At 59.6% G+C, this 21,109-nt stretch carries 19 protein-coding genes and 1 pseudogene; 8 read left to right on the forward strand and 12 right to left on the reverse strand.

What is annotated here, in order from left to right; all coding sequences use genetic code 11:
• Window positions 1-16: 16 nt before the first annotated feature.
• On the reverse strand, window positions 17-2,311 hold the full coding sequence (locus GWK36_RS12185) for an O-linked N-acetylglucosamine transferase family protein (RefSeq protein ID WP_166271452.1): 2,295 nt from the start codon (window positions 2,309-2,311) through the stop codon (window positions 17-19).
• A 101-nt stretch (window positions 2,312-2,412) separates the two neighbouring features.
• Here GWK36_RS12185 and GWK36_RS12190 point away from each other — a divergent pair, with 101 nt between their 5' ends.
• Window positions 2,413-3,342 carry a PIG-L deacetylase family protein gene (locus GWK36_RS12190; protein ID WP_166271453.1) on the forward strand — a complete coding sequence of 310 codons (930 nt, stop codon included), beginning with the start codon at window positions 2,413-2,415 and terminating at the stop codon, window positions 3,340-3,342.
• A gap of 155 nt (window positions 3,343-3,497) precedes the next feature.
• Here the strand turns inward: GWK36_RS12190 and GWK36_RS12195 are convergent, their stop codons facing one another.
• The 5 genes from GWK36_RS12195 to GWK36_RS12215 all read right to left on the reverse strand — a co-directional run bounded on the left by GWK36_RS12195 (window position 3,498) and on the right by GWK36_RS12215 (window position 8,090).
• Complete coding sequence (locus GWK36_RS12195) at window positions 3,498-4,517, reverse strand: BPSS1780 family membrane protein (RefSeq protein ID WP_166271454.1); 1,020 nt, start codon at window positions 4,515-4,517, stop codon at window positions 3,498-3,500.
• 20 nt (window positions 4,518-4,537) lie between these two features.
• Window positions 4,538-6,484, reverse strand: coding sequence for an SEC-C metal-binding domain-containing protein (locus GWK36_RS12200; RefSeq protein ID WP_166271455.1), 1,947 nt, complete (start codon window positions 6,482-6,484; stop codon window positions 4,538-4,540).
• Between the two features lie 141 nt (window positions 6,485-6,625).
• A complete protein-coding gene (locus GWK36_RS12205; protein WP_166271456.1) occupies window positions 6,626-7,084 on the reverse strand; it encodes an OsmC family protein in 459 nt (152 codons plus the stop codon).
• Entirely contained in the window at window positions 7,030-7,488 is a 459-nt protein-coding gene (locus GWK36_RS12210; protein WP_166272699.1) for a gamma-glutamylcyclotransferase family protein, read from the reverse strand. The genes GWK36_RS12205 and GWK36_RS12210 overlap by 55 nt, the downstream gene beginning before the upstream one ends.
• Before the next feature lie 14 nt (window positions 7,489-7,502).
• Entirely contained in the window at window positions 7,503-8,090 is a 588-nt protein-coding gene (locus tag GWK36_RS12215; protein ID WP_166271458.1) for a DJ-1/PfpI family protein, read from the reverse strand.
• A 116-nt stretch (window positions 8,091-8,206) separates the two neighbouring features.
• Here GWK36_RS12215 and GWK36_RS12220 point away from each other — a divergent pair, with 116 nt between their 5' ends.
• A complete protein-coding gene (locus GWK36_RS12220; RefSeq protein ID WP_166272701.1) occupies window positions 8,207-9,250 on the forward strand; it encodes a quinone-dependent dihydroorotate dehydrogenase in 1,044 nt (347 codons plus the stop codon).
• Window positions 9,251-9,255: 5 nt separating this feature from the next.
• The gene (asnB, locus tag GWK36_RS12225; protein WP_166271460.1) at window positions 9,256-11,073 is read left to right on the forward strand and encodes an asparagine synthase (glutamine-hydrolyzing); all 1,818 of its coding nucleotides are present in this window, start codon (window positions 9,256-9,258) and stop codon (window positions 11,071-11,073) included.
• 204 nt (window positions 11,074-11,277) lie between these two features.
• On the opposite strand, the gene glgB is transcribed toward asnB, so the two are convergent.
• Window positions 11,278-13,572: a 1,4-alpha-glucan branching protein GlgB gene (gene glgB, locus GWK36_RS12230; protein ID WP_166271462.1), complete on the reverse strand. Its 2,295-nt coding sequence runs from the start codon at window positions 13,570-13,572 to the stop codon at window positions 11,278-11,280.
• Between the two features lie 99 nt (window positions 13,573-13,671).
• Here glgB and glgC point away from each other — a divergent pair, with 99 nt between their 5' ends.
• The 5 genes and pseudogenes from glgC (at window position 13,672) to GWK36_RS12255 (ending at window position 18,165) form a co-directional block, all read left to right on the forward strand.
• A complete protein-coding gene (gene glgC / locus GWK36_RS12235) occupies window positions 13,672-14,943 on the forward strand; it encodes a glucose-1-phosphate adenylyltransferase (RefSeq protein ID WP_166271464.1) in 1,272 nt (423 codons plus the stop codon).
• Window positions 14,944-14,982: 39 nt separating this feature from the next.
• Window positions 14,983-15,183: a sulfur carrier protein ThiS gene (gene thiS / locus GWK36_RS12240; protein WP_166271466.1), complete on the forward strand. Its 201-nt coding sequence runs from the start codon at window positions 14,983-14,985 to the stop codon at window positions 15,181-15,183.
• A 63-nt stretch (window positions 15,184-15,246) separates the two neighbouring features.
• Complete coding sequence (locus GWK36_RS12245; protein WP_166271468.1) at window positions 15,247-16,038, forward strand: thiazole synthase; 792 nt, start codon at window positions 15,247-15,249, stop codon at window positions 16,036-16,038.
• Window positions 16,039-16,052: 14 nt separating this feature from the next.
• Window positions 16,053-16,772 carry a tRNA (guanosine(46)-N7)-methyltransferase TrmB gene (gene trmB, locus GWK36_RS12250; RefSeq protein ID WP_166272703.1) on the forward strand — a complete coding sequence of 240 codons (720 nt, stop codon included), beginning with the start codon at window positions 16,053-16,055 and terminating at the stop codon, window positions 16,770-16,772.
• A gap of 417 nt (window positions 16,773-17,189) precedes the next feature.
• Window positions 17,190-18,165: pseudogene (locus tag GWK36_RS12255) on the forward strand (IS630 family transposase).
• Between the two features lie 119 nt (window positions 18,166-18,284).
• Here the strand turns inward: GWK36_RS12255 and erpA are convergent.
• The 5 genes from erpA to GWK36_RS12280 all read right to left on the reverse strand — a co-directional run bounded on the left by erpA (window position 18,285) and on the right by GWK36_RS12280 (window position 21,044).
• A complete protein-coding gene (erpA, locus tag GWK36_RS12260; RefSeq protein WP_166271470.1) occupies window positions 18,285-18,635 on the reverse strand; it encodes an iron-sulfur cluster insertion protein ErpA in 351 nt (116 codons plus the stop codon).
• A gap of 159 nt (window positions 18,636-18,794) precedes the next feature.
• Window positions 18,795-19,817: an N-acetyl-gamma-glutamyl-phosphate reductase gene (gene argC / locus GWK36_RS12265; protein WP_166271472.1), complete on the reverse strand. Its 1,023-nt coding sequence runs from the start codon at window positions 19,815-19,817 to the stop codon at window positions 18,795-18,797.
• Window positions 19,818-19,835: 18 nt separating this feature from the next.
• Window positions 19,836-20,201: a HesB/IscA family protein gene (locus GWK36_RS12270; protein ID WP_166271474.1), complete on the reverse strand. Its 366-nt coding sequence runs from the start codon at window positions 20,199-20,201 to the stop codon at window positions 19,836-19,838.
• An 86-nt stretch (window positions 20,202-20,287) separates the two neighbouring features.
• Window positions 20,288-20,869, reverse strand: a complete 582-nt coding sequence (locus GWK36_RS12275; RefSeq protein ID WP_246237557.1) for a DUF5063 domain-containing protein — start codon at window positions 20,867-20,869, stop codon at window positions 20,288-20,290.
• 10 nt (window positions 20,870-20,879) lie between these two features.
• Window positions 20,880-21,044 (reverse strand): rubredoxin, encoded by a 165-nt coding sequence (locus GWK36_RS12280; RefSeq protein ID WP_166271476.1) that lies wholly within the window; start codon window positions 21,042-21,044, stop codon window positions 20,880-20,882.
• Window positions 21,045-21,109: the final 65 nt, after the last annotated feature.

Here is a 21,109-nt window from a genome sequence, read left to right on the forward strand (position 1 = left end):
ATCTTGCCTTTATAAATTATTTTGGCGCTATTAACCTAGGAGGGTGACCACATTGGTATATTTCCCACATCCGCTGATAAAGAAACTCTAGATTACGTGTAAACCGCTCGGTATCGAAATAGGCGGATCTATGCTGTCCTGCTCTCAATCGCTCGCGAAGCTGTATCAGTTCATCAGGATGCGTGGCGAGAAAACGCGCTTGCGCCTCATAGGCGTCTAGATCCTGAACGATCAATTCTGACATACCGGCAGCGGTTAATAGACTGGCAGCAACCCGTCCTGGAAAGGTCTCACCCAGACAGGTAAGAATAGGGATGCCCGCCCTCAACGCATCCGAAGCCGTTGTGTGCGCATTGTATGGTAGGGTATCCAAGCAAAGATCTGCCAAAGTCAAGCGTGCTAAGTGTTTTTCATGCGAGACCTTAGACGCAAAGATTAGACGTTCCGGAGCTATTCCTCGCAAACGGGCCTCATGGCATAGGTTATGCTTAACGGATTCCCTTTCAGCGAACAACCACAATACAGAACCTTCTATGTCTTTAAGTAGATTGCACCAACGGTCAAAGATATCCGGTGTGATCTTATAGGGGTTATTGAAACTGCAAAAAACAAACCCCTCTTCTGGTAACCCTGCATCCGCACGTGTTGGAGTCATGAGTTTTACAGGTACATCATCTACGGGCGCATAGGCATGAGGCATATAAGCCAGCCTTTCATCATAGTACGAGGCATGATCTTCTGGGACAGTGATAGAATCGACTATAATATAATCAATAAAGGATGCCCCCATAGAGCCTGGGTAACCTAGCCAATTCACTTGGATTGGACACGGGCGAAGTGCCAATATTTCAGTACGCGCGTTCCTAGTATAACCTTTCAAATCGACAAGGATGTCGATACCATCAGCACGAATGCGCGAAGCTGCATCAAAATGACTTAGTGACCCTATTTCTACAAAGCGATCAAATGCCGAAAGCAAACGCCGGCGCATTGCTGAATCATCGTTAGGCCCCCAAGAGTAAGCGAAAATCTCGAACCGCTTGCGGTCATGTCTCTCAAATACTCCAGCGGTAAGGTAGGCCGTGGCATGCTCATGAAAATCGCATGACAGATAACCGATGCGTATTCTTGATACAGAGATATCTTTTATTACACGTTGCGGCAGTTTTGCTGATTGCTTGACCCAAGGCTGAAAACGCTTGGCGAAAGCGCGAGCAACCTTTAGCAGATCAGCGGAATTTAGACCCGGTATCGATAGTGCAACGAATGGAGAAATGATGGCACGGTCAGTATTTTTTATTCTTTCTACAAGCGTCTTGATACGCTCGTCCCAATGCTGCCAATTACATAAATGTCTTTGATTGACGATCAATTGCCCAAGAATTTCTGGTGGCTTATCACCAAAAAGCGCCAAGCTTTGTTCCAAGACCGCGAGCGCCTGATCGCGGTTGCGTATTTCCGCAAGCCAAATAGCTTGAGTTAAATAATGTTGTGGACGATTGGCACCTGCACGGATCGCTTCAGAAAGCAAATCGATAGCTGTTTTTTGATCACCTTGGCGTGCGCGTAATAATGCCAGTGCAACCAAGACATCTCCCTTGGGCAGGCGTGTCTCTTTAATAAGCGGTTCAATCAATTCAGCAGCTTTGGCAAGGCCATGCTCATCGATCCATAATAACCCAAGCGAGAGCCGGGCTCGCGGATGCTGTGGATATTTATGCAACACAGCTTCATATTCCAGGCGTGCCTTGTCAGGCTGACCGCGCAATCGCATCATATCTCCAAGATAAACCCGAAGCTCCGGCGTCTCAGGATGATGATTGAGCAGATTGCGATAGACTTCCTCTGCCTCTTGATAAGCCTCTTTTTCACACAGAACTAATCCGAGATTGACTCCTGCCTCGAAAAATGCCGGCTGCAATGCCAATGCCTTGCGATAGGCTAGTATCGCCTCATCCAATCTGCCAAGTGCACTCAAACAACGACCATAATTGTAATGAGCAACCGGCATTTGCGGCACCAATGCGATCGCGCGGCGATAAAACCCCTCCGCCTCGTTGATCCTCCCCAACCCCATGAGTAGATTGGCAAGATTGATGTGGTTTGCCGGCTGATTCGGCGCTAGCTCCACACAGCGACGCCATAGCCGTTCCGCTTCATCCAGCCTGCCTGTTTGGGCTGCCATCATCCCCAGCGCTTGTAATGCTTGTAGATCATTGGGGGTGCGCTGCAAAATGGCCTGAATCTGATGCTCCGCCTCTTGTTGTTGACCCTTTTTGAAAAGCGCGAGCGCTTGCGTAACAGTATTCACATGTGGGCTGATAGCCGATTTGCTAACAATGCGATGACTTAGACCGGCTGGCGGTTGAGGAGGTCTGCGGCTTTTCATGCATTAACCGACGGATCGCAGATATGAGCATCTTAGAACATCAATTCATCCCCTACCGCGTTGAATATCGCCTCGGGCGCGGTCGGGTTCTGGTGTTTGCCCCACACCCAGACGACGAGGTCCTGGGTTGCGGCGGGGCTATTATGCGTCATGTTGCAGGTCAAGACCCAGTGCGGGTGATCCTCTGTACTGACGGTGCCCTTGGGCTGCCCCCAGATCACCCCCCACCCATCGAGACCCGCCGGCAGGAGTCGCGCGCTGCAGCCCAGGTCTTGGGATACGGCGAGCCGATCTTTTGGGACTGGCCGGATCGAGGATTGATCTATGGCGAGCCCCTGATCGCCCAGATCCAAGAGGCGATCGCCGACTGGCCGGCAGATCTGGTCTATGCGCCATCCTGCTGGGAGGTCCATCCGGACCATCTGAACCTGGCGCTCGCCTGCGCCGAGGCGATCAGACGCTGTGAACGCCCCATCCAACTCGTCTTTTATGAGGTAGGGGTCCCCCTGTGGCCGAACCTTTTGCTGGATATCACGGATCTTAGCGCGCGCAAAAAACAGGCCCTGGAGTGTTTTGCAAGCCAGATGCTCCAACAAGACTATAGCCGCCAGATCGCCGGGCTCAATGCCTTTCGCAGCTATACGCTCGGACCCGAGGTCAAGGCCGCTGAGGGATACCGGGTCTTAAGCCGCGAGGCGCTCAATGCTCCGCCGTGGGATCGGCTGCGCCTCGACAGCGAAGAGGGGCTGAAAGACCTCGCCGAGTCCCTGCGCCTCCCCTGCCCGCCCGCCGAGGGCGCAGCGTCGTCTGTGCCACAACTCGCCTTGCGGTTGGAGGTGCAACGGCTTGAACGCGAGCTTGCCGCCATCCGCGGCTCGACCTCTTGGCGTTTGACCGCGCCACTGCGCTGGCTCAAGCGGGCCCTCAGCAACCGCTCCCGGATGGGCCGCTGACTGCATGCCCCTTGAGTGGCGCTCCCTGTCCTCCCTGCCTGAGCCAATCCCCCCGCCCAAAGAATCGCTGATTGATGGGTCATCCTCGCAAAGGCCGGTATCCAGTTGGTTGAAGGGACTGGATTGCGGCTTGCGCCGAAATGACCCCGGCAGAATCAATTGCGCGCTGTACCCGGAAAGATGTCGCGATAGGCGGTATAGACAACGATGGTCAAGACCGGCACCACGATCAGCCAGCCCAGGAACAAGGGCAAAGCGCCGACGAACAGCAAAACAAAGGCGATCAGGCCATAGAGCAGGAAGGGCAGAATGTTCCTGAGACAGCCCAGGAAACTGAGCTTTAAGGACTCGATGACACCGACCCCGTCCAGGACGACGAGTACAGGGGCAAAATATGTGGCCATGATCATAGGGATCGCAAACAACAGGGCCACTAAAACGGGCAGGGCCGTCATGGTGGAGACCTGGGATTCGATCTGCTCGGGGGTGGACATGGCATCGGGCGACATCAGGCCCGAGCCGCCTAACATGAGCATCATGAGCGCGACGAGCACTAGGGCAAGGAGCAGGGCGAGGAGCAGATAGACCACACCCAACAGCGCCAATGGCCCGGTTCGGGTCGAGAAGCCGGCAAACAGGTGCTCGATCTTGAACCCATCGCCCTGCTCTTGGGCGCGGGCGCCGAGCATCAGCCCGCCGGTCAGGATGGTGCTGATGGGGGTGCTCGCGATCCAGCCGATCCATGGGATCAGGCCGACCAGCATGATGATCGCCATGAATAAGACGATGGCGATGATCCAAGAGAGCGGCGCCCCCTTAAAAAGCACCCAGGCATCCGCAATCCAGCCCCAGCCGCGTCCGGTAGGAAGCGCCTGGGGTACGAGCCCGCCGGCATCAACCGTCAGGGAGGGGCCTTTATTGAGAGACAGGCCCTGCGCCTCCAAGGGCGGATCGACGAGGATCTCCAGACCTACAGCGATCAGAGCATCGCGATAACGCTGGGCCTGGGCGGCATCGAGACCCTGTTTGATCACCCGACCGGCGCCGTTGATGACGAGCTCGCGCGCCTCGTCCTCGGTCATGTGAAAGGTGCGCGCCAATTCGGTCACGACCGCCTGTTGGCTGTGGCCCGGCATGAGCTGGCCTGAATAGGTAATGCGATAGAGTGAGCTCATCTGAATCGATCCTTGCAGACTTAGTGGAGACCAGCTTGGTTCAGGCAGTGTTTCAACCAGTCTAGCACGCCGGGCTCAGCGACCCAAACATCGCGCATGGCCTCGCGATACAACCAGGCCTGGTCATCGTCGCCAAAGGTCACATCGTGCGGATTCAGTTGTGGGCGCCTGACCCGGCGGCGCATCAAATAGGCTGGGACGCGCGGCAAACGGCGGATAGCAACCCTGAGCACCCGACGCGCCCGCTCTTTGCGTCCTAGGCGGTAGAGCGCCAGCACCTCCCCATAGGCCAGATCGGCCAGCCGATCATTGGGGAAACGGCTTGCCAGCTCCAGTGCCCGCTCATCCTCACCGGCGCGTAGATAGAGGTTCATAAGTTCGGCGCGGGCGCCCTGATGATCCTGAGGATTGAGACTCAGCAGGGTTTCCAAGGTCAAGACGGCCTCGGCGGTGTGACCTAGTTGGACTTGGGCCAGGTAGCGCCTGAACAATAGGCGCAAGACCGGGCGGTTGGCGGCAAGCGACCACGGGAGGCGGCAATCGGCATCAAGGGGTGCAGCATGCTCGATGATCGCCCAGGCGCGTTCAAGCAAAGGCAAAAGCAAGGCATGCACGATCCAGGGGAGGCTGCTGTCAGGGTGCCCATACAGGGCCGTCGCCAGATCGTCGAGCACTTCCAGGCTATCCGCCAGCTCAGGATGGTCGAGCAGATGGCCCAGCCAGCCGGTATCGGACCAGGCAGTCAGCGCCTCCTCAAGCGCCAGATGGGTCGAATCGGGCTTGCCGAGCGGGTAAAGGCTGCACCACTGCCGCTGCGCTTGCAGGATATCCGGCGGCGGCCTGAGTTCAGAGGCAGATTCGAGCTCAGGGGCCGAATCCTGACCCTGCAATCCGGCGAAGCGGTCGGGCTGGGTGCACCCCGGCGCTGCACGCATTGCCTGCCGGCGTTTGCGCGGCCGGTAATCGGGCAGCGGGCGGGTCATCGCCACCGCGATCCAGTCATGGAGATCCAGCAAGGCCGGGTCCAAGGACACGGCTTGGCTATCGAGCATGGCCGCTTGCGGATCAGCAACCGCAGCCTCCAAAAAGGACTTGAGCTCCTCGACATCGAGCCCCAAGCGCCGGATGCGGTGCAACCAGAAACGGGCGCGCTCGCGGGCGGCCAGATCACGGCCTTGGGCGGTCAAGAGCGCAATCTCGAACAGGGCAATGCTGGGATTGCCAGGATCGCACCGCAAGGCAGCGGTCAGGGCATCATGGGCGCGATCGTATTGGGCGGCATCAAGGTGCATGAGGCCTAGGCGCTGCCAGGCCGTGGACTGAAGAGCGCGCTGGCCTTCGGCGCAGATCCGTTGCAAGAGCGCGAGCTTTTTACGCCAGTGTTCGAGCCGGTCGTAGGCATCGCACAACAGCTCCAGCACCAGTGCATAGCGCCCATCGAGCTGTTCCAGGGGGCCAACGAAGACCGGTTCGAGGAGTGCAACAGCCCGTCCAGGTCGGTCTTCATCCAGCCAGCGTTCAGCGACCCGCGCCAGCAGCGGCTCGGGGATAGCGCCTTGATCGAGCGCCGCGCGCAGGGTCCCATCGGGAAGCCGTTCTATTAAGATCTCCCAGATCAGTTCGGTGGACAGGGGCGGCAAGGCGTCCAGATCGCCACAGCAAGCACCATAGACCAGCCCCGAACCGCATGGACAGGGCTCATCTGCCTCTGGGCGCTCGATCGGGCAAGGGCAAAAGCCATTGGTAGGCAAGGGGGTTGCATTCCAGATCAGGGTGGCGAGCAGACGACCCAACCGTTCACCCTCTTGTGGCTCAAAGCCAAACTCGGATAGACCCAGCAGGGTGGGGACCCGGCTGCCTGCCCAAATGAGATAGCTAGTTGGATCTGGGTTAGCCAGGATCTGGTCGATCGACTCCAGGATGACCCGTTCAAAGCGCTCGGCAGCAGTGGCATCATGCTGGACCATGGCCGTCTCCAAAAAACATCGCGGGCAAGGCGGCCCGACTCGGCTGGACAAGACTGGCTGAGGGATTCGGCCACAGCCTCGGGCCCGACCGCCCGGTCATCGCGAAGGACCATGCGACCTGCGCAACAGGCTGGCCTTCGCCTATGAACGATGATGGACCGTCCCAGAGGTATCTTCCAGCGTCACGCGGATAGGGATGCCTTGGCGGATACTGGCCGAGACCACGCAGAAGTCCTCAAACAACTCCTTGCAGCGGGCAAAGCGCGGCGCCTGGACCACCTGCTCGGTGATGATCAGACGGACCTCCAGGGCGCCAATGCGCAGACGCTTGCGCTCATTGCGCACCAGGATACAGGTGGCCTCGGCGCGCAGACAGTTGGGGGGCGGCTCTTCCTTGAAGACGCAATACAACAGGCTGGCACTTAGACAGTTCGCGGCGGCGGCTGCAAGCAGGCGCGAGGCATTGGGCCCCTCCCGCCCGCCCAAAGGGGGGGGCTCGTCCATTACCAGATCCGGTACCTGCGGCCAATCAAAGGCCACATCGATCAGAAAGCCTTCGCGCTGCCTGAGCGCAATGGTGAAACGACCTTCTTCAAACATGGGAACTCCTCGCTCGATGGAAGACGCTGAGAATGCCTGCGCCTTTGCCAAGCGGCGACAAAGGCCCGCCAGTCACCGCTGCGTATCACCATCCGCCCCTCGCTTGGACCGCGGTAGAGATAGACCCAGGCCTTGCCATAAGGGGTTGCGAGCTGTCGACGATCATATTCGCTCGGATACCCCTCTAACCGATCCAGGCGTTTCAAGATGAGTCTGTTGACCAGATAGACCTCGCCGGTAACGGCATGATGCCCGCCCCGGATCAATCCCGGATAATGATCGAGCAAGATGAGGGTAAAGCCGGGAGAGGTGCGATAGGGGCCGAGATGGACGGCACCTGCCAAAAGATGATGGTTGCATTCCCCTGGCAACAGGGTGCCATAGACAAAGACCCGCTGAGGCATGGTCAAGGGCGCGTCTAGGGTTCGATCCGACTCCCGAGCAGCTCTAAGAAACGGCGCATCCATTCGGGATGGGCCGGCCAGGCGGGCGCTGTGACCAGCTTGCCATCGACATAGGCATTGGAATACCCCTCATTGATCTCGCACCAGATCCCGCCGGCGCGCTCGAGTTCCGGGCGCACCGCGGGATAGGCGGTACAGCGGCGGCCCTCCAAGACCCCAGCCGCGGCCAGGAGCTGCTGGCCATGACAGATCGCGGCGATCGGTTTATCGCCAGCGGCAAAATGGCGCACGATCTCGATGATGCGCGGATTGAGGCGCAGATATTCGGGCGCCCGTCCACCCGGAATCACCAGGGCATCGTAACGCGCCGGATCGACAGTGGCGAAATCGGCATTGACAACGAACCAATGGCCTGGTTTCTCGCTGTAGGTCTGTTCACCCTCGAAGTCATGCACGGCGGTGCGCACCCGTTCGCCGGGTTGTTTGTCCGGACAGACGGCATGGACCTGGTGTCCAACCATCTGTAGCATCTGAAAGGGCACCATTGCTTCATAGTCCTCGACATAGTCGCCGACCAGCATCAGGATCTTCTTGGCCGCCATGATGAGTCCTCCGCGCGCGCTTCATGATTAGAAAGCTCAAACTATAGCATTAGAAACCACCGCCTCGGACAATGCCCGGACCTTGTCTTGCCGATCGACAGCGTCTCACCATGCCCATGACCGACCTCACGCCTTGGCCGATCTTGAAATCCCTCCTGTTTGCCCTTGACCCTGAACAGGCCCACCGCCTGACCCTGGCGCTGTTGGCGCATTGGTCGGCGCTCTTTGCAGGGCGTCTCGCTCCCACCGATCCGGCGCATCAGCCCGCCCTCAGCCGCACCTGTCTGGGCCTGCACTTTCCTAACCCCATTGGTCTTGCGGCCGGTCTGGACAAGGACGGCGTGGCGATCCCCGCCTGGCAGGCGATAGGGTTTGGCTTTATCGAGGTCGGGACGGTGACTGCCCTCCCCCAGCCCGGCAACCCCAAACCGCGTCTATTTCGGTTTGCACAAGAAGAGGCCCTGGTCAATCGTATGGGCTTTAACAATGCCGGCGCCGCTGCCCTTGCCCGTCGGCTCGAACGCCTGCGGGCGCGCGGTCTGCCCGAGGTCCCGCTCGGGGTGAACCTGGGCAAATCCAAGATCGTGCCGCTCGTTCAGGCCGCCGCCGACTATCGGCAGGGATTCGAGGCCATCGCCGAGTTCGCCGACTATATCGTGGTAAACGTCTCAAGCCCGAATACGCCAGGGCTCAGGGCGCTGCAGGGGGTCGAGGAAATCCAACGGATCCTGGAGGCCATCCAGGGTCCGAATCAGCGCCTCACCCGCCCGCGTCCGCTGCTGGTTAAGCTCGCACCAGACCTGACCGATGACGAGGCGATCGCCTGTACGCGCGCTGCGCTCGCCGCTGATGCCGCCGGTTTGATCCTAACCAATACCACCAGCCGGCTCGAGGGTCTCAAACATGTCCCGCCGGGGTTGACGGGCGGGCTGTCGGGTCGGCCCCTGTTTGCGCGCTCGACAGAGCTGGTGCGTGCGGTGCGTCAGGCGGTAGGCCCTGAACCGGTCATCATCGGGGTCGGCGGGATCCTGGATCCGGAGGGCGCCCGTGCCAAGCTTGCAGCCGGCGCCGACCTGATCCAGGTCTATACCGGCCTGATCTACCGCGGGCCTGGGCTGGTGCGCCGATTGCTGCACGCACTTGCCGAAGAGATCGGCTAGGGCCGATGTGCGGCATCGCCGGCTGTCTCTACCGCTCCGGGCTGCACCCCGACACCGGGTTTTTGCAGCGCATGCTGGAGCAACTGCGACATCGCGGCCCGGACGACTGCGGGACCCACTGCCAAGGGCCGGTCGGCCTCGTCCAAACGCGGCTGGCGATCATCGGTTTAGACAGCGGTCATCAGCCGCTGGTCTCGGCAGATGGCCAATTGGCCCTGGTCGCCAATGGCGAGGTCTATAACTATGTCGAGCTCAACGCCGAACTGCGTGCCCAGGGTATCCAACCGCGCACCGCCTCGGATTCGGAGACCATCCTCAACGCCTATGCCGCCTGGGGGCTCGATGCATTGGAGCGACTCCGCGGCATGTATGCCTTCGCCCTGTATGACGGGCGCAGCCAGCGGCTGATCCTGGGGCGCGACCGGCTAGGGATCAAGCCGCTGTTTTATGTCCGCCTGGCCGATCGCCTCGCCTTTGCCTCCGAGCTCAAGGCCTTGCTCCCCGCCTTGGATCACAGCCCTCAGATCCAGGCAGGCGCGTTGCGTCAGTTCCTACAAAACCAGTTCGCCAGCGGCGACGAGACCCTAATCGCCGGCATCCGCCGCGTCCCCCCGGGGGCGGTATTGGTGATCGATGACGCGCTCCATATCCGTGTCCAGCGCTACTGGTCGGCCCTAAGCGTTGAGCCACGCCGGATGGAGGCGGACGAGGCCCTAGACGAGCTCGATCGCCTGCTTGATACCAGCATGCGCGAGCACCAACGCGCCAATGTTCCCTTCGGTCTGTTTCTTTCCGGCGGCCTGGATTCAGCGGTCCTGGCGGCCAAGCTCGCCGAACAGGGCGTTGGGCGAATCAAGAGCTATTCGGTGGGATATCGCGGAACCAGGCTGGCAGATGAACTGGCCGAGGCCGAGCGCGTCGCGGCGCATTTCGGGTTTGAACACCATGCTCTGACACTCGACCCGCCGCAGCTCTTCAGGCGTCTGCCTTATACGGTCTGGTGTGCCGACGAGCTGATGCGCGACTATGCCTGTCTGCCGACCTCGATCCTGGCCGAGACCGCAGCCGATAGGCTCAAGGTGGTCTTTAGCGGCGAAGGGGGTGATGAGGTCTTTGCCGGCTATGGGCGTTATCGCCCCCCGTTGATCGAACGTCTGTTAAAGTCGTTTTTCGCCCCCGGCAGCGGCGGCTTTCGCACACGGGGTCAATGGGCCGGGCGCTGGCTTAAGCATCTGTTTGGCCCCGAGCTCCAGGCAGTTGCCGAGGCTGACCGAGCGCCTGTCCTAAGGGCCTGGCGTGCCACACCCCCAAACTGGTCAGATCTTCAGCGCCGGCAATATACCGACCTGGCCACTGCCCTCCCCGATAATCTTCTGGTCAAGACCGACCGAATGTTGATGGGATTTGGGCTCGAGGGACGGGTGCCCTTTCTCGATCACCGAATCGTCGAGTTTGGTCTTTCTTTGCCCGATGCCCTCAAGGTCCAGAAAGGGGAAGGGAAGTGGCTGCTTCGGCGCTGGGCCGAACCGCGTCTACCGCCTGGACATCTCGATCGCCCCAAACGCGGATTTCATGTCCCGGTCGGCGATTGGCTGAGCGGCAAGCGGGCTGAGGCGGTCGGGCGGCGACTCATGGCAAACCCCGGCATCCAGCAGTGGTTTCGCGTCGAGGCGATCCCCGAGCTGATCGCGGCCCGCCAAGCTGGGCGCGGCGGGGGCCGCGAACTCTTTGGGCTGATGCAGTTTGCCATCTGGCACCGGCTGTTCATCGACCAGCCTGGCCTGCGGCCTGCACCCGACGAGGACCCGCTCGCTTGGTTTTAGGGAAACGCTGATGAATTCGCAGCCCTGTATCCGCTGCCTCTGCATCTCAGCGATTTTTCTGGATTCCAACTTTCCCGAGAATAACGACAGGAGATTTTTCAGCGTTTAGGGCTAGCGCCCTGCCCTATGCCCTTAGGGCTGCCCCCTAGGGGCAGCGCACCTTCGGGCGACAGCCCCAGTGGCAAGGGCAGCAAGGGACAACCTTCAATCGGCGTCGGACCGAGGCGCCTCGGTCATTTGGGTCTCGGCTTGGGCCTCCAACGGCAAGACATTGGCCTTGATCGGTTTGGCGGCAATCGATGTCTGGGTCTGCGGCTCATGGACCAGGATCAGCCCGGCCAGCGGCGGCAGGGCAATGAGCAACGAATAGGGCCGGCCCATCCAGCTCACCGCCTCGGCGGTCACCCCGCCCTGATTGCCGATATTGCTCCCCCCATAGACCTCCGAGTCCGAATTGATCGCCTCACGATAAAAGCCGGGGGCGGGCACACCGATGCGATAATTGGTGCGCGGGACCGGGGTGAAATTGAAGATTGCCGCCACCCAGCTTTTGCCTGACTGATCCTTGCGTAAAAAGCTCAGGACCGATTGCGAGCTGTCATGACAGTCGATCCATTCAAAGCCGGCGGCCTCGAAATCGACCTCATGTAAAGCGGGGAGCTTGATATAAAGCTGGTTGAGATCGGCGAGCAGGCGTTGGACACCCTGATGCTGGGGACGCTCTAAAAGATCCCAATCGAGTTGGCCGGCGAAATTCCATTCGCGACCCTGGGCAAACTCACAACCCATGAATAACAGCTTTTTGCCCGGATAGGCAAACATATAAGTATACAGCAGGCGCACGCTGGCAAACCGCTGCCAGGGATCACCCGGCATCTTATCGAGGAGCGATCTTTTGCCATGCACCACCTCGTCATGCGAAAACGGTAGGACAAAGTTTTCGCTGAAGGCATAAAGCAGGCCGAAAGTCAAAAGATCATGATGGAAATGGCGATAGATCGGGTCCTTTTGCATATAGGCCAGGGTGTCATGCATCCAGCCCATGTTCCATTTCATGCTAAACCCCAGCCCGCCGAGATAGGTCGGGCGTGAAACCGCCGGCCAGGCGGTCGATTCTTCTGCGATCATGAGCGTGCCGGGAAACTGCTCATGGGTAATGGTGTTGAGCTCGCGCAAGAAGTCGACAGCCTCGAGATTTTCGTTCCCGCCATATTTGTTAGGGATCCACTCGCCTGCCGCACGTGAATAATCCAGATACAGCATCGAGGCCACGGCATCGACGCGCAGTCCATCGACATGAAATTCCTCCAGCCAATACAGCGCGCTAGCCAGTAAGAAGTTTTTGACCTCATTGCGCCCGAAATTAAAGATCAGCGTCCCCCAGTCCTTGTGCTCGCCGAGCCGCGGGTCCTCGTGTTCATAGAGTGCCGTGCCATCGAAACGCGCCAAGGCATAGGCATCCTTGGGAAAATGTGCCGGTACCCAATCGAGGAGCACACCGATACCTTGCTGATGGCAATAATCGACAAAATAACGAAAATCATCCGGGGCGCCAAAACGCGAAGTCGGGGCATAATAACCGGTGCATTGATAGCCCCAGGAGGCATCCAACGGGTGCTCGGTGACTGGCATCAGCTCGATATGGGTAAAGCCCATCTGCTTGACATAGTCAGCAATCTCATGGGCCAGGGTGCGATAATCGAGAAAACCGCCATCGGGTGCGCGCCGCCAAGAACCCAGATGGACCTCATAGATCGACATCGGGCGGCTCTGCCAGTTGACCTTGACGCGCGCTGCCATCCAATCCCCATCCCCCCAGCGGTAATTGCTATCCATGGCAATCAACCCGGCTGTATGCGGGCGCTCTTGAAAGCACTGGGCATAGGGGTCGATCTTGAGATGGATATGGGTGAAGCGGTCGCGCAGCTCGTATTTGTAATAGCCACCCGGCTCGAGACCGGGGATGAAAAGCTCCCAAACCCCCGAACTGCCGCGTACCCGCATCGGGTTGGTCCGCCCATCCCAGGCATTGAAGTCGCCGACCACACTCACCCGTTCGGCATTGGGCGCCCAGACTGCAAAACGCACACCCCGCACGCCCTCAACCTCGGCGAGGTGCGACCCCAGAACGCGATAGATATGCCAATGCCGGCCCTCGCCGAACAGATGGAGGTCAAGGTCGCCAAGCAAGGGGGGAAAACAATAGGGATCGTACTGGAGCTGACGCTCGCCAGCGGCATCCACCCATTCGATCTGGTAACGCTTGGGCAGGGCCACGGCATCGCCTTCCCAGACGAAGAAATCCGTCCCCTCGATGCGCTGCATCCAGGCATCGGCTTCGACCAAACGGACCTGTTCGGCCAGCGGCAGAAAGACGCGAACGATGACACGGCCATCCTCCTCATGGCGTCCCAAGACCTCAAAGGGGTCATGATGACGTGCCTCGATGATACGCTTGAGCGGTTCTGGAAGTTTGGCGGGGCCTGTCGCGTTGACCATTTCTCTCGCTGCCTCTGGGATTCGACCGACTGTACTCAATGGTATCATAGCGCCGCCTGAGCGAGTCCCCGCGTCTTCATTGACACCCAGGAGGGAACCATGCCCTACGCCAGCCCAAGGTTCGTCAGCCGTCTGACGCGCAATACCCTGGCACTGATCCTCGCAGGGGGGCGCGGATCGAGACTGAAGCATCTGACTGCCTGGCGTGCCAAGCCCGCTGTCCCCTTCGGTGGGAAGTTCCGCATCATCGACTTTCCATTGTCCAATTGCATCAATTCCGGCATTCGGCGTATCGGGGTGCTGACCCAGTACAAGGCCCACTCGCTGATCCTCCATATCCAAAAGGGCTGGGGTTTTTTGCGCGGCGAGTTCGGCGAGTTCGTGGAGCTCTGGCCGGCCCAGCAGTGGGTCGCTGAGACCGCCTGGTATGCTGGAACCGCCGACGCCGTATTCCAGAACCTGGATATCATCCGCGATCACGATCCCGAATATGTCCTGATCCTGGCCGGCGATCATGTCTATAAGATGGACTATGGCACCATGATCGCCCATCATGTCGAGAGCGGCGCCGATATGACCATCGCCTGCATCGAGGTCGATGCCGAGCGCGCCTCTGCATTCGGTATACTGGGAATCGACGGCGATGGCCGGGTACGTCGCTTTGTCGAAAAGCCTGAACATCCCGAGACCCTGCCGGATCAACCTGGTCGCTGTCTGGCATCGATGGGAATCTATGTCTTTAGCCGCGATTTTTTATTTGAACAACTTTATAAAGATGCCCAAACCCCCGGCTCGAGCCATGACTTCGGCAAGGATATCATCCCCAATGTGATCAAATACTATCGGGTCATGGCCTATCTCTTTCGCGACCCGCGCAGCGGTGGCCAGGCCTATTGGCGTGACGTCGGGACCGTCGATGCCTTCTGGGAGGCCAACCTGGAACTGATCGGTGTCACCCCGCCATTGAACCTCTATGACGCCAAATGGCCGATCTGGACCTATCAGGAGCAACTCCCGCCGGCCAAGTTTGTCTTCGATGACGACGACCGGCGCGGGATGGCGGTCGATTCAATGGTCTCGGGCGGCTGCATCATCTCGGGTGCAACAGTACGCCACTCCCTGCTCTTTTCAAACGTCCGCGTCAACTCGTATGCGCAGGTAAGCGCGTCTGTCATCCTGCCGGACGTGGAGGTCGGACGCTACTGTATCGTCCGCAAGGCGATCATCGACCGCTTCTGCCGTATCCCGCCGCGGATGCAGATCGGCGTCGATCCCGAGGCCGACCGGCGCGCCGGTTTTTATGTCAGCGAGGGCGGGGTGACCCTGGTCACGCCTGAGATGCTCGGCCAAGAGGCCAGCCAGGTCCGCTGAAAGCGCTATCCTGTTCATCAATCGAGGATCAACCTGGATATGCAGATCTTTCTCAACGGCACATCGCATGAGGTCGATGAGGGGCTGTGCCTCCTGGAACTCATCCAGTCGCTGGACCTTGCAGGTCGGCGCATCGCGGTCGAGGTGAATGCTGCCCTGGTCCCGCGCAGCCAATTCGCCGCGCACCGGCTGGCCGCTGGCGACAAGGTCGAGATCATCCAGGCCGTCGGGGGCGGTTAGGCCCAAAGACCGTCACCCCATCGACCCTATCCCTGTTTGTGCAGCATCCCATCGAGTCCATCCATGTCAACACCGCTTTCTGATCCGCTCATCATCGCCGGCAAGACCTATCGCTCGCGCCTGTTGGTCGGCACAGGCAAATACAAAGACCTCGACGAGACCGCGCGCGCCATCGCGGCGAGCGGCGCCGAGATCGTCACCATCGCCGTGCGCCGGACCAACATCGGTCAGAACCGCGACGAGCCCAATATCCTCGATGTCCTTCCCCCCGAGCGCTATACCATCCTGCCCAATACCGCAGGCTGTTATGACGTCGAGACCGCGGTGCGTACCTGTCGGCTGGCGCGCGAGCTCCTGGATGGCCATAACCTGGTCAAGCTCGAGGTCCTAGGCGATGAAAAGACCCTCTTCCCCAATGTCCTTGAGACCCTCAAGGCCGCCGAGATCCTGGTTAAGGACGGCTTTGCGGTCATGGTCTATACCAATGATGATCCGGTGGTCGCCCGCGAGCTCGAGGCGATCGGCTGTGTTGCGGTGATGCCGCTCGCTGCACCCATCGGCTCTGGTCTAGGCATCCGCAACCCGCTCAATATCCTGACCATCGTCGAAAACGCCAAGGTCCCGATCCTGGTCGATGCCGGGGTGGGTACCGCCTCGCATGCGGCCCAGGCGATGGAACTCGGTTGCGATGGGGTGCTAATGAATACCGCCATCGCCGCCGCTAAGCACCCTGTGCTCATGGCCAGCGCCATGCGTAAGGCCGTCGAGGCAGGGCGCGAGGCATTCCTGGCAGGGCGCATGCCGCCGAGACGCTTCGCCTCCGCCTCCTCACCCCTCGAGGGGCTGTTTTTTTGAGCCCGGTGGGCGGCATGGGCGTAGTAGAGAGACGCCTGGATGAGACAGGGGGGCGATCCCAGCGGCTAATCCGCAGCTTTGTCTTGCGGGAGGGCCGACTAACCCCTGCCCAGGCGCGCGCCTTTGCGACCCTGTGGCCGCATTTCGGGATCGACTGGACGCCGGGAGAGGTGTTGGATCTCTCTGCCCTGTTTGGCAACGACCGACCGGTGGTTTTAGAGATCGGCTTTGGCAACGGCGAGTCCCTCGCCGCCATGGCCGAACAGGATTTAGGACGCAACTGGCTCGGGATCGAGGTCCATCGCCCGGGGATCGGACATCTGTTGCTCGAGATCGAGCGGCGGGGTCTGAACAATCTACGCGTGTTACGCCAAGATGCCGTCGAGCTGCTTCGCCACGGGATACCCCCGGCGGCGTTGGATAGGGTCCAGCTCTTTTTCCCCGATCCCTGGCCGAAGAAACGCCATCACAAGCGCCGTATCCTCAATCGCGAGCTGATCGAGCTTTTAGCGCGCGCCATTCGTCCAGGCGGGATCTTTCACGCCGCCACCGACTGGCCTCCCTATGCCGAGCAGATGCTGGCCTTGCTCGACGATGCCAGCGATTGGTTCATCAACACCGCTGGCCCAGGCTATTACGCCCATCGCCCTGCCCATCGCCCTCTAACCCGCTTCGAGCAACGCGCCGAGCGCCTGGGGCATCCGGTGCGCGACCTGATCTACCGGCGGCGATAAAGGCATCTGCAATGCCCAGCCCAAAACGCGCAGTGGACGCGGAGACAGCGCCGGACCCTTCGCCTCGGCGCTCATCAAGTCATCGCGCAACACACCTCCTGGCTCATTTCGGCACAAGCCGGCCACGTCATTCCGGCGTAGGCCGAAATCCGGATCGATCCACCCGCTGGACACCTACGCCTCCTAGCTGCGCGCAAGGCATAGGCAGATGCCGGGGCAATGGTTTTTGCACGATGCCCAGCGCGCTGGCCCTCAGTAAGACCCTGGGCCGATCCTTGGTTCGCGCCCGGCCTATCCGGTTTGACCGGCAACACCTCCCAGAAACCCCATATTGTTTTGCATTCCCCATATTGTTTTGCATTATTGATAAAAAACACATGCTTTTGAAATTGAGTGAGCTGTCCTGATGTCGTGGGCATGGAAAGACGAGACATGAGATTGCTGTCGTTTGCGGCGCGCGAAGAGCGGCGGCGTGGTTGGACGTATGAAGCGATAGGCGCGCAGAGGGGATTGTTGGGCGCAGGGGTGTTCGACATCTGCAAAGGCTATGGGCGCGAAGGGGCCCAAGGACAAGCGGGGTGGGTGCAAGGTGGGTGAGAAGCGGGCGCTGTTGGCGGAGCAGGACGCCCAGATACGCAAGCTCATGTGCGACGGGACACCGGATCAGCTGAAGCTGCCGTTTGCGCTGTGGCAGTTGATCCTCGACCGTTTTGGCATCGAGCTCAGGCCGCAGGGGGAGGGCAAGTACTTGGCGCGCTGGGGATTGACGCCCCAGAAACCGATTCGGCGCGCCTATGAGCAAAGCCCGCCGGCGGGCAAGACGTGGCTTGAGGAGACCTACCCGGACATTGCCCGGCGCGCCAAGGCCGAGGGCGCCGAAATCCACTGGGGCGATGAAACGGGGCTGCGCTCGGACGAGGTGCGCGGGCGCTCTTATGCGCCGGCGATCAAGACGTCCGAGATTCGCGTCACGCACCGTCGCGAAGGCCTGTCGGTGATCTCGACGCTGACCAACCGCGGCAAGGTGCGTCGGAAGGTGTTCGCGGGGGCGATGAACGCCGACATCCTGATCGACTTCATGAAGCGGCTCGTCAAGGACGCCAGGGGCAAGAAGATCTTCCTCATCCTCGACAACCTGCGCGTGCATCACACCAAGCCGGTCAAGGCGTGGCTGGCTGCATGCGCCAATCAAATCGAGGCGTCCTCCCTCCCCTCCTACAGCCCAGCACTGAACCCCAACGAGATGCTCAAGGCCACCATCACCGCGCAGGCGCCCTCCCGCGCCAAGGACGATCTGAAGAAGGCGACCGTCAGCCACCTGCGCCGCCTTCTCAATTCCCCCCAACACATCATGCGCTACTTCCAGCATCCCAAGCTCCATGATGCCGCGTAATATAAGTTCATTGGTTTCGGATCAATAAAAGGCCAAAGGTCTGGAGGGAATCAGATTGGACCTTGTGGGGTGTAGCGGCCCAGACTGGCCGTTACACGCCTTTGCCAAACAGGGCAGATTCACGCTGAAAACGAGGAGCCACACCCGCAGGTGGTTGTCGCGTTTGGATTACGGATGACGAACTGGGCCCCCTGTAATCCCTCGGTATAGTCGATCTCGGCACCCACGAGATAGGGCAGACTCAAAGGATCGATCAACAGTTTGATACCATCAGTTTCAACCGTGGTGTCATCCTCCTGGACGGCCTCTTCAAAGGTAAAACCGTACTGAAAACCAGAGCATCCACCTCCTTGGATATAGATGCGCAACATGAGGCCGGGATGACCTTCCTCTTGAATCAGCTCGGCAACCTTAGCCGCTGCGGATGAGGTGAACACGAGAGGGGGAGCCTGTTCAGTTAAGACGTTCATACTGCCTCCAAGGGCCAGTTCATCCAAACAAATGAAGCAAAATCAATCCTCTAAGCCGCCGTTGCGGCTACAAACGTAGCGGGTTATGAAGGCGGTAGATATGTCTTCCTGGACCGATCTTCAACCCCTGCCGGTTACTGCGTACCGAACAGGGATCGCTCAGGGCAACAAGGCAAGGGTATTCAGACCAAGGCCTTCATTGCATCCGAACATCAGATTCATATTCTGAATTGCCTGACCCGCTGCACCCTTAACCAGGTTATCGATCACGGCTTGCACGATCACTGTCCGTCCTTGGCGGGCTACCGCGATCCGGCAGTGATTTGAACCGCGCACCGAGCGGGTGTCGGGTGTGCCGCGCGGCATGACATCGACGAAGGGCTCACCGGCATAGCGGTCTTGATAAAGCCCAAGCAAGTCTTGCCCTTCATTAATCAGGCGGGCATAGAGGGTGGCCTCGATCCCGCGGATCATGGGGACCAGATGAGGGACGAAGGTCAGATCTACCTCGGCGCCGGCAAAGAGCCTGAGATTTTGCAAGATCTCGGGCAGATGACGATGACCGCTGACGGCATAGGCCTTGAAGCTCTCACCGACCTCGGCCATCAACAACCCGATCTCGGCCTTGCGTCCGGCGCCGCTCGTCCCTGACTTGGCATCGGCGATCAGCCAGGTGGGATCGATAGCGCCGCTTTCCACGAGGGGGAGAAATCCCAGCGTGATAGCAGTGGGATAGCACCCCGGATTGGCGACCAGTCGGGCCGTACGGATCGCCGCGCGATTGACCTCTGGCAGGCCATAGACCGCCTCGGCGAGGAGCTCGGGACACCCATGGGGCATGCCATACCAACGTTCCCATTCTGCAGGGTCCTTGAGCCGAAAGTCTGCGGCTAGGTCGATGACACGAACACCCTGAGCAAGCAGCTCCGGCACCATCCGCATGGCAGTGCCATTGGGGGTGGCAAAGAACACCAGATCGCAGGTCGCAAGCAACTCAATATCAGGCTCGCTGAAGCTCAAATCTAAATGACCGCGCAGATGGGGGAAAAGCTCTGCGACCGGCTGCCCCGCCTCGGCGCGCGAGGTAATGACAGCAAGCCTCGCCTGCGGATGCTGCACCAGCAGACGTAGAAGCTCTGCACCCGTATAACCGGTCCCGCCGACGATCCCGACGCGGATCATGCTGGTCCCTCGCCACCCTCAGCAGCAACCGCCGCCAGAGGACCCGCACCCACTACCGCACCCCCCGCCGATCTGGGGCAGGTTGTTAAAGATAAAGGTGGCTTGACCGTCGCCGCGATCGATGAAATCGATCTCAACGCCACGCAGATATTCAAGCGTGCCATCATCTACCACGACTTTGCAGCCCTCCAGCGACAAGACGCCATCTTCCTCGTAGATCACATCGGTGAAGGTCATCCCGAAGCTGATCCCACTACACCCGCCGGCGGTCGCATAAACGCGCACGCCCTGGATGCTGTCATCGACCTCGTGTAACAGATCAGTTATCTTGAGACGGGCCGACTCAGTCAAGCTCAGATCCGCATCCGTCAGCGCCAATGACATCTCTCGCCTCCTCAAAGCGCGCCTAAAAACCAAGAATATTGTTGAGATTAACAGAAAAGGGCCGATCGATACCAGATAACAATCGGTCAGACCGACAGACGCAGGCGCGACTGGGCCTCGAGCATGGCCAGATGGCGTTCCGCATCGACCAGATGCTGTCCCCAGTGTTGCTCGTAACCAAAGGCCCAGATGGCTGCCGCTTGGCCAGGATCGCTCTCGAATATCTGGAAACCCTGTTTGAGCTCGCAGTAGATATCGGTGAGGTCATCAGCCAGACTCCCCGTCATGGCAGCCATCCCTTCGCCGAAGGTATCGAACTCGAGCCAATAGGCATCGCGATCGGCGAGACTTGCGCGAAGTTGGCTAAAGAGTTCAAAGCGCGCATCGAGATCGACAGGTTCAGGAAGGACGGTCAGAGTCGCCTCCCGGCACTGAACCAAAAGCGCGCTGATGCTGGCATGCAATCTTGGCAACAGCTCAGAAATGCGCACCAGCCACAGCCCTTGGCTGGTCGCGCGGCTCTCGATGAGTTCGCAATAACGGCGCGCATTCGCGATGAATTCAGGGGAAATTTGCGGGCGCGCTGCCGTTCGTTCAATAGAAATGATGGCGTCCATGCCGGAGAGTTTAGTCGATTCGATGACAGATTGCAGATATGCAAATGGCATCGCCATGTTTTTAGAGGTCGAACTCTTCAAAGTCCTCTTTTCCGGCGCCGCACTCGGGGCACTTCCAGTCCGCAGGGACCTCTTCCCATCGGGTCCCCGGGGCGATACCGTCATCCGGCCAACCCTGGGCCTCATCATAGATCCAACCGCAAACAACACACTGATAGCGATTCATGTCAGCTCTCGCTGAAAGACACTCGAGCGTCCATCCGTGCCCCAAGAGGCATGGAGGTCTATTTC

This window comes from Caldichromatium japonicum (assembly GCF_011290485.1).
GTDB lineage: Bacteria > Pseudomonadota > Gammaproteobacteria > Chromatiales > Chromatiaceae > Thermochromatium > Thermochromatium japonicum.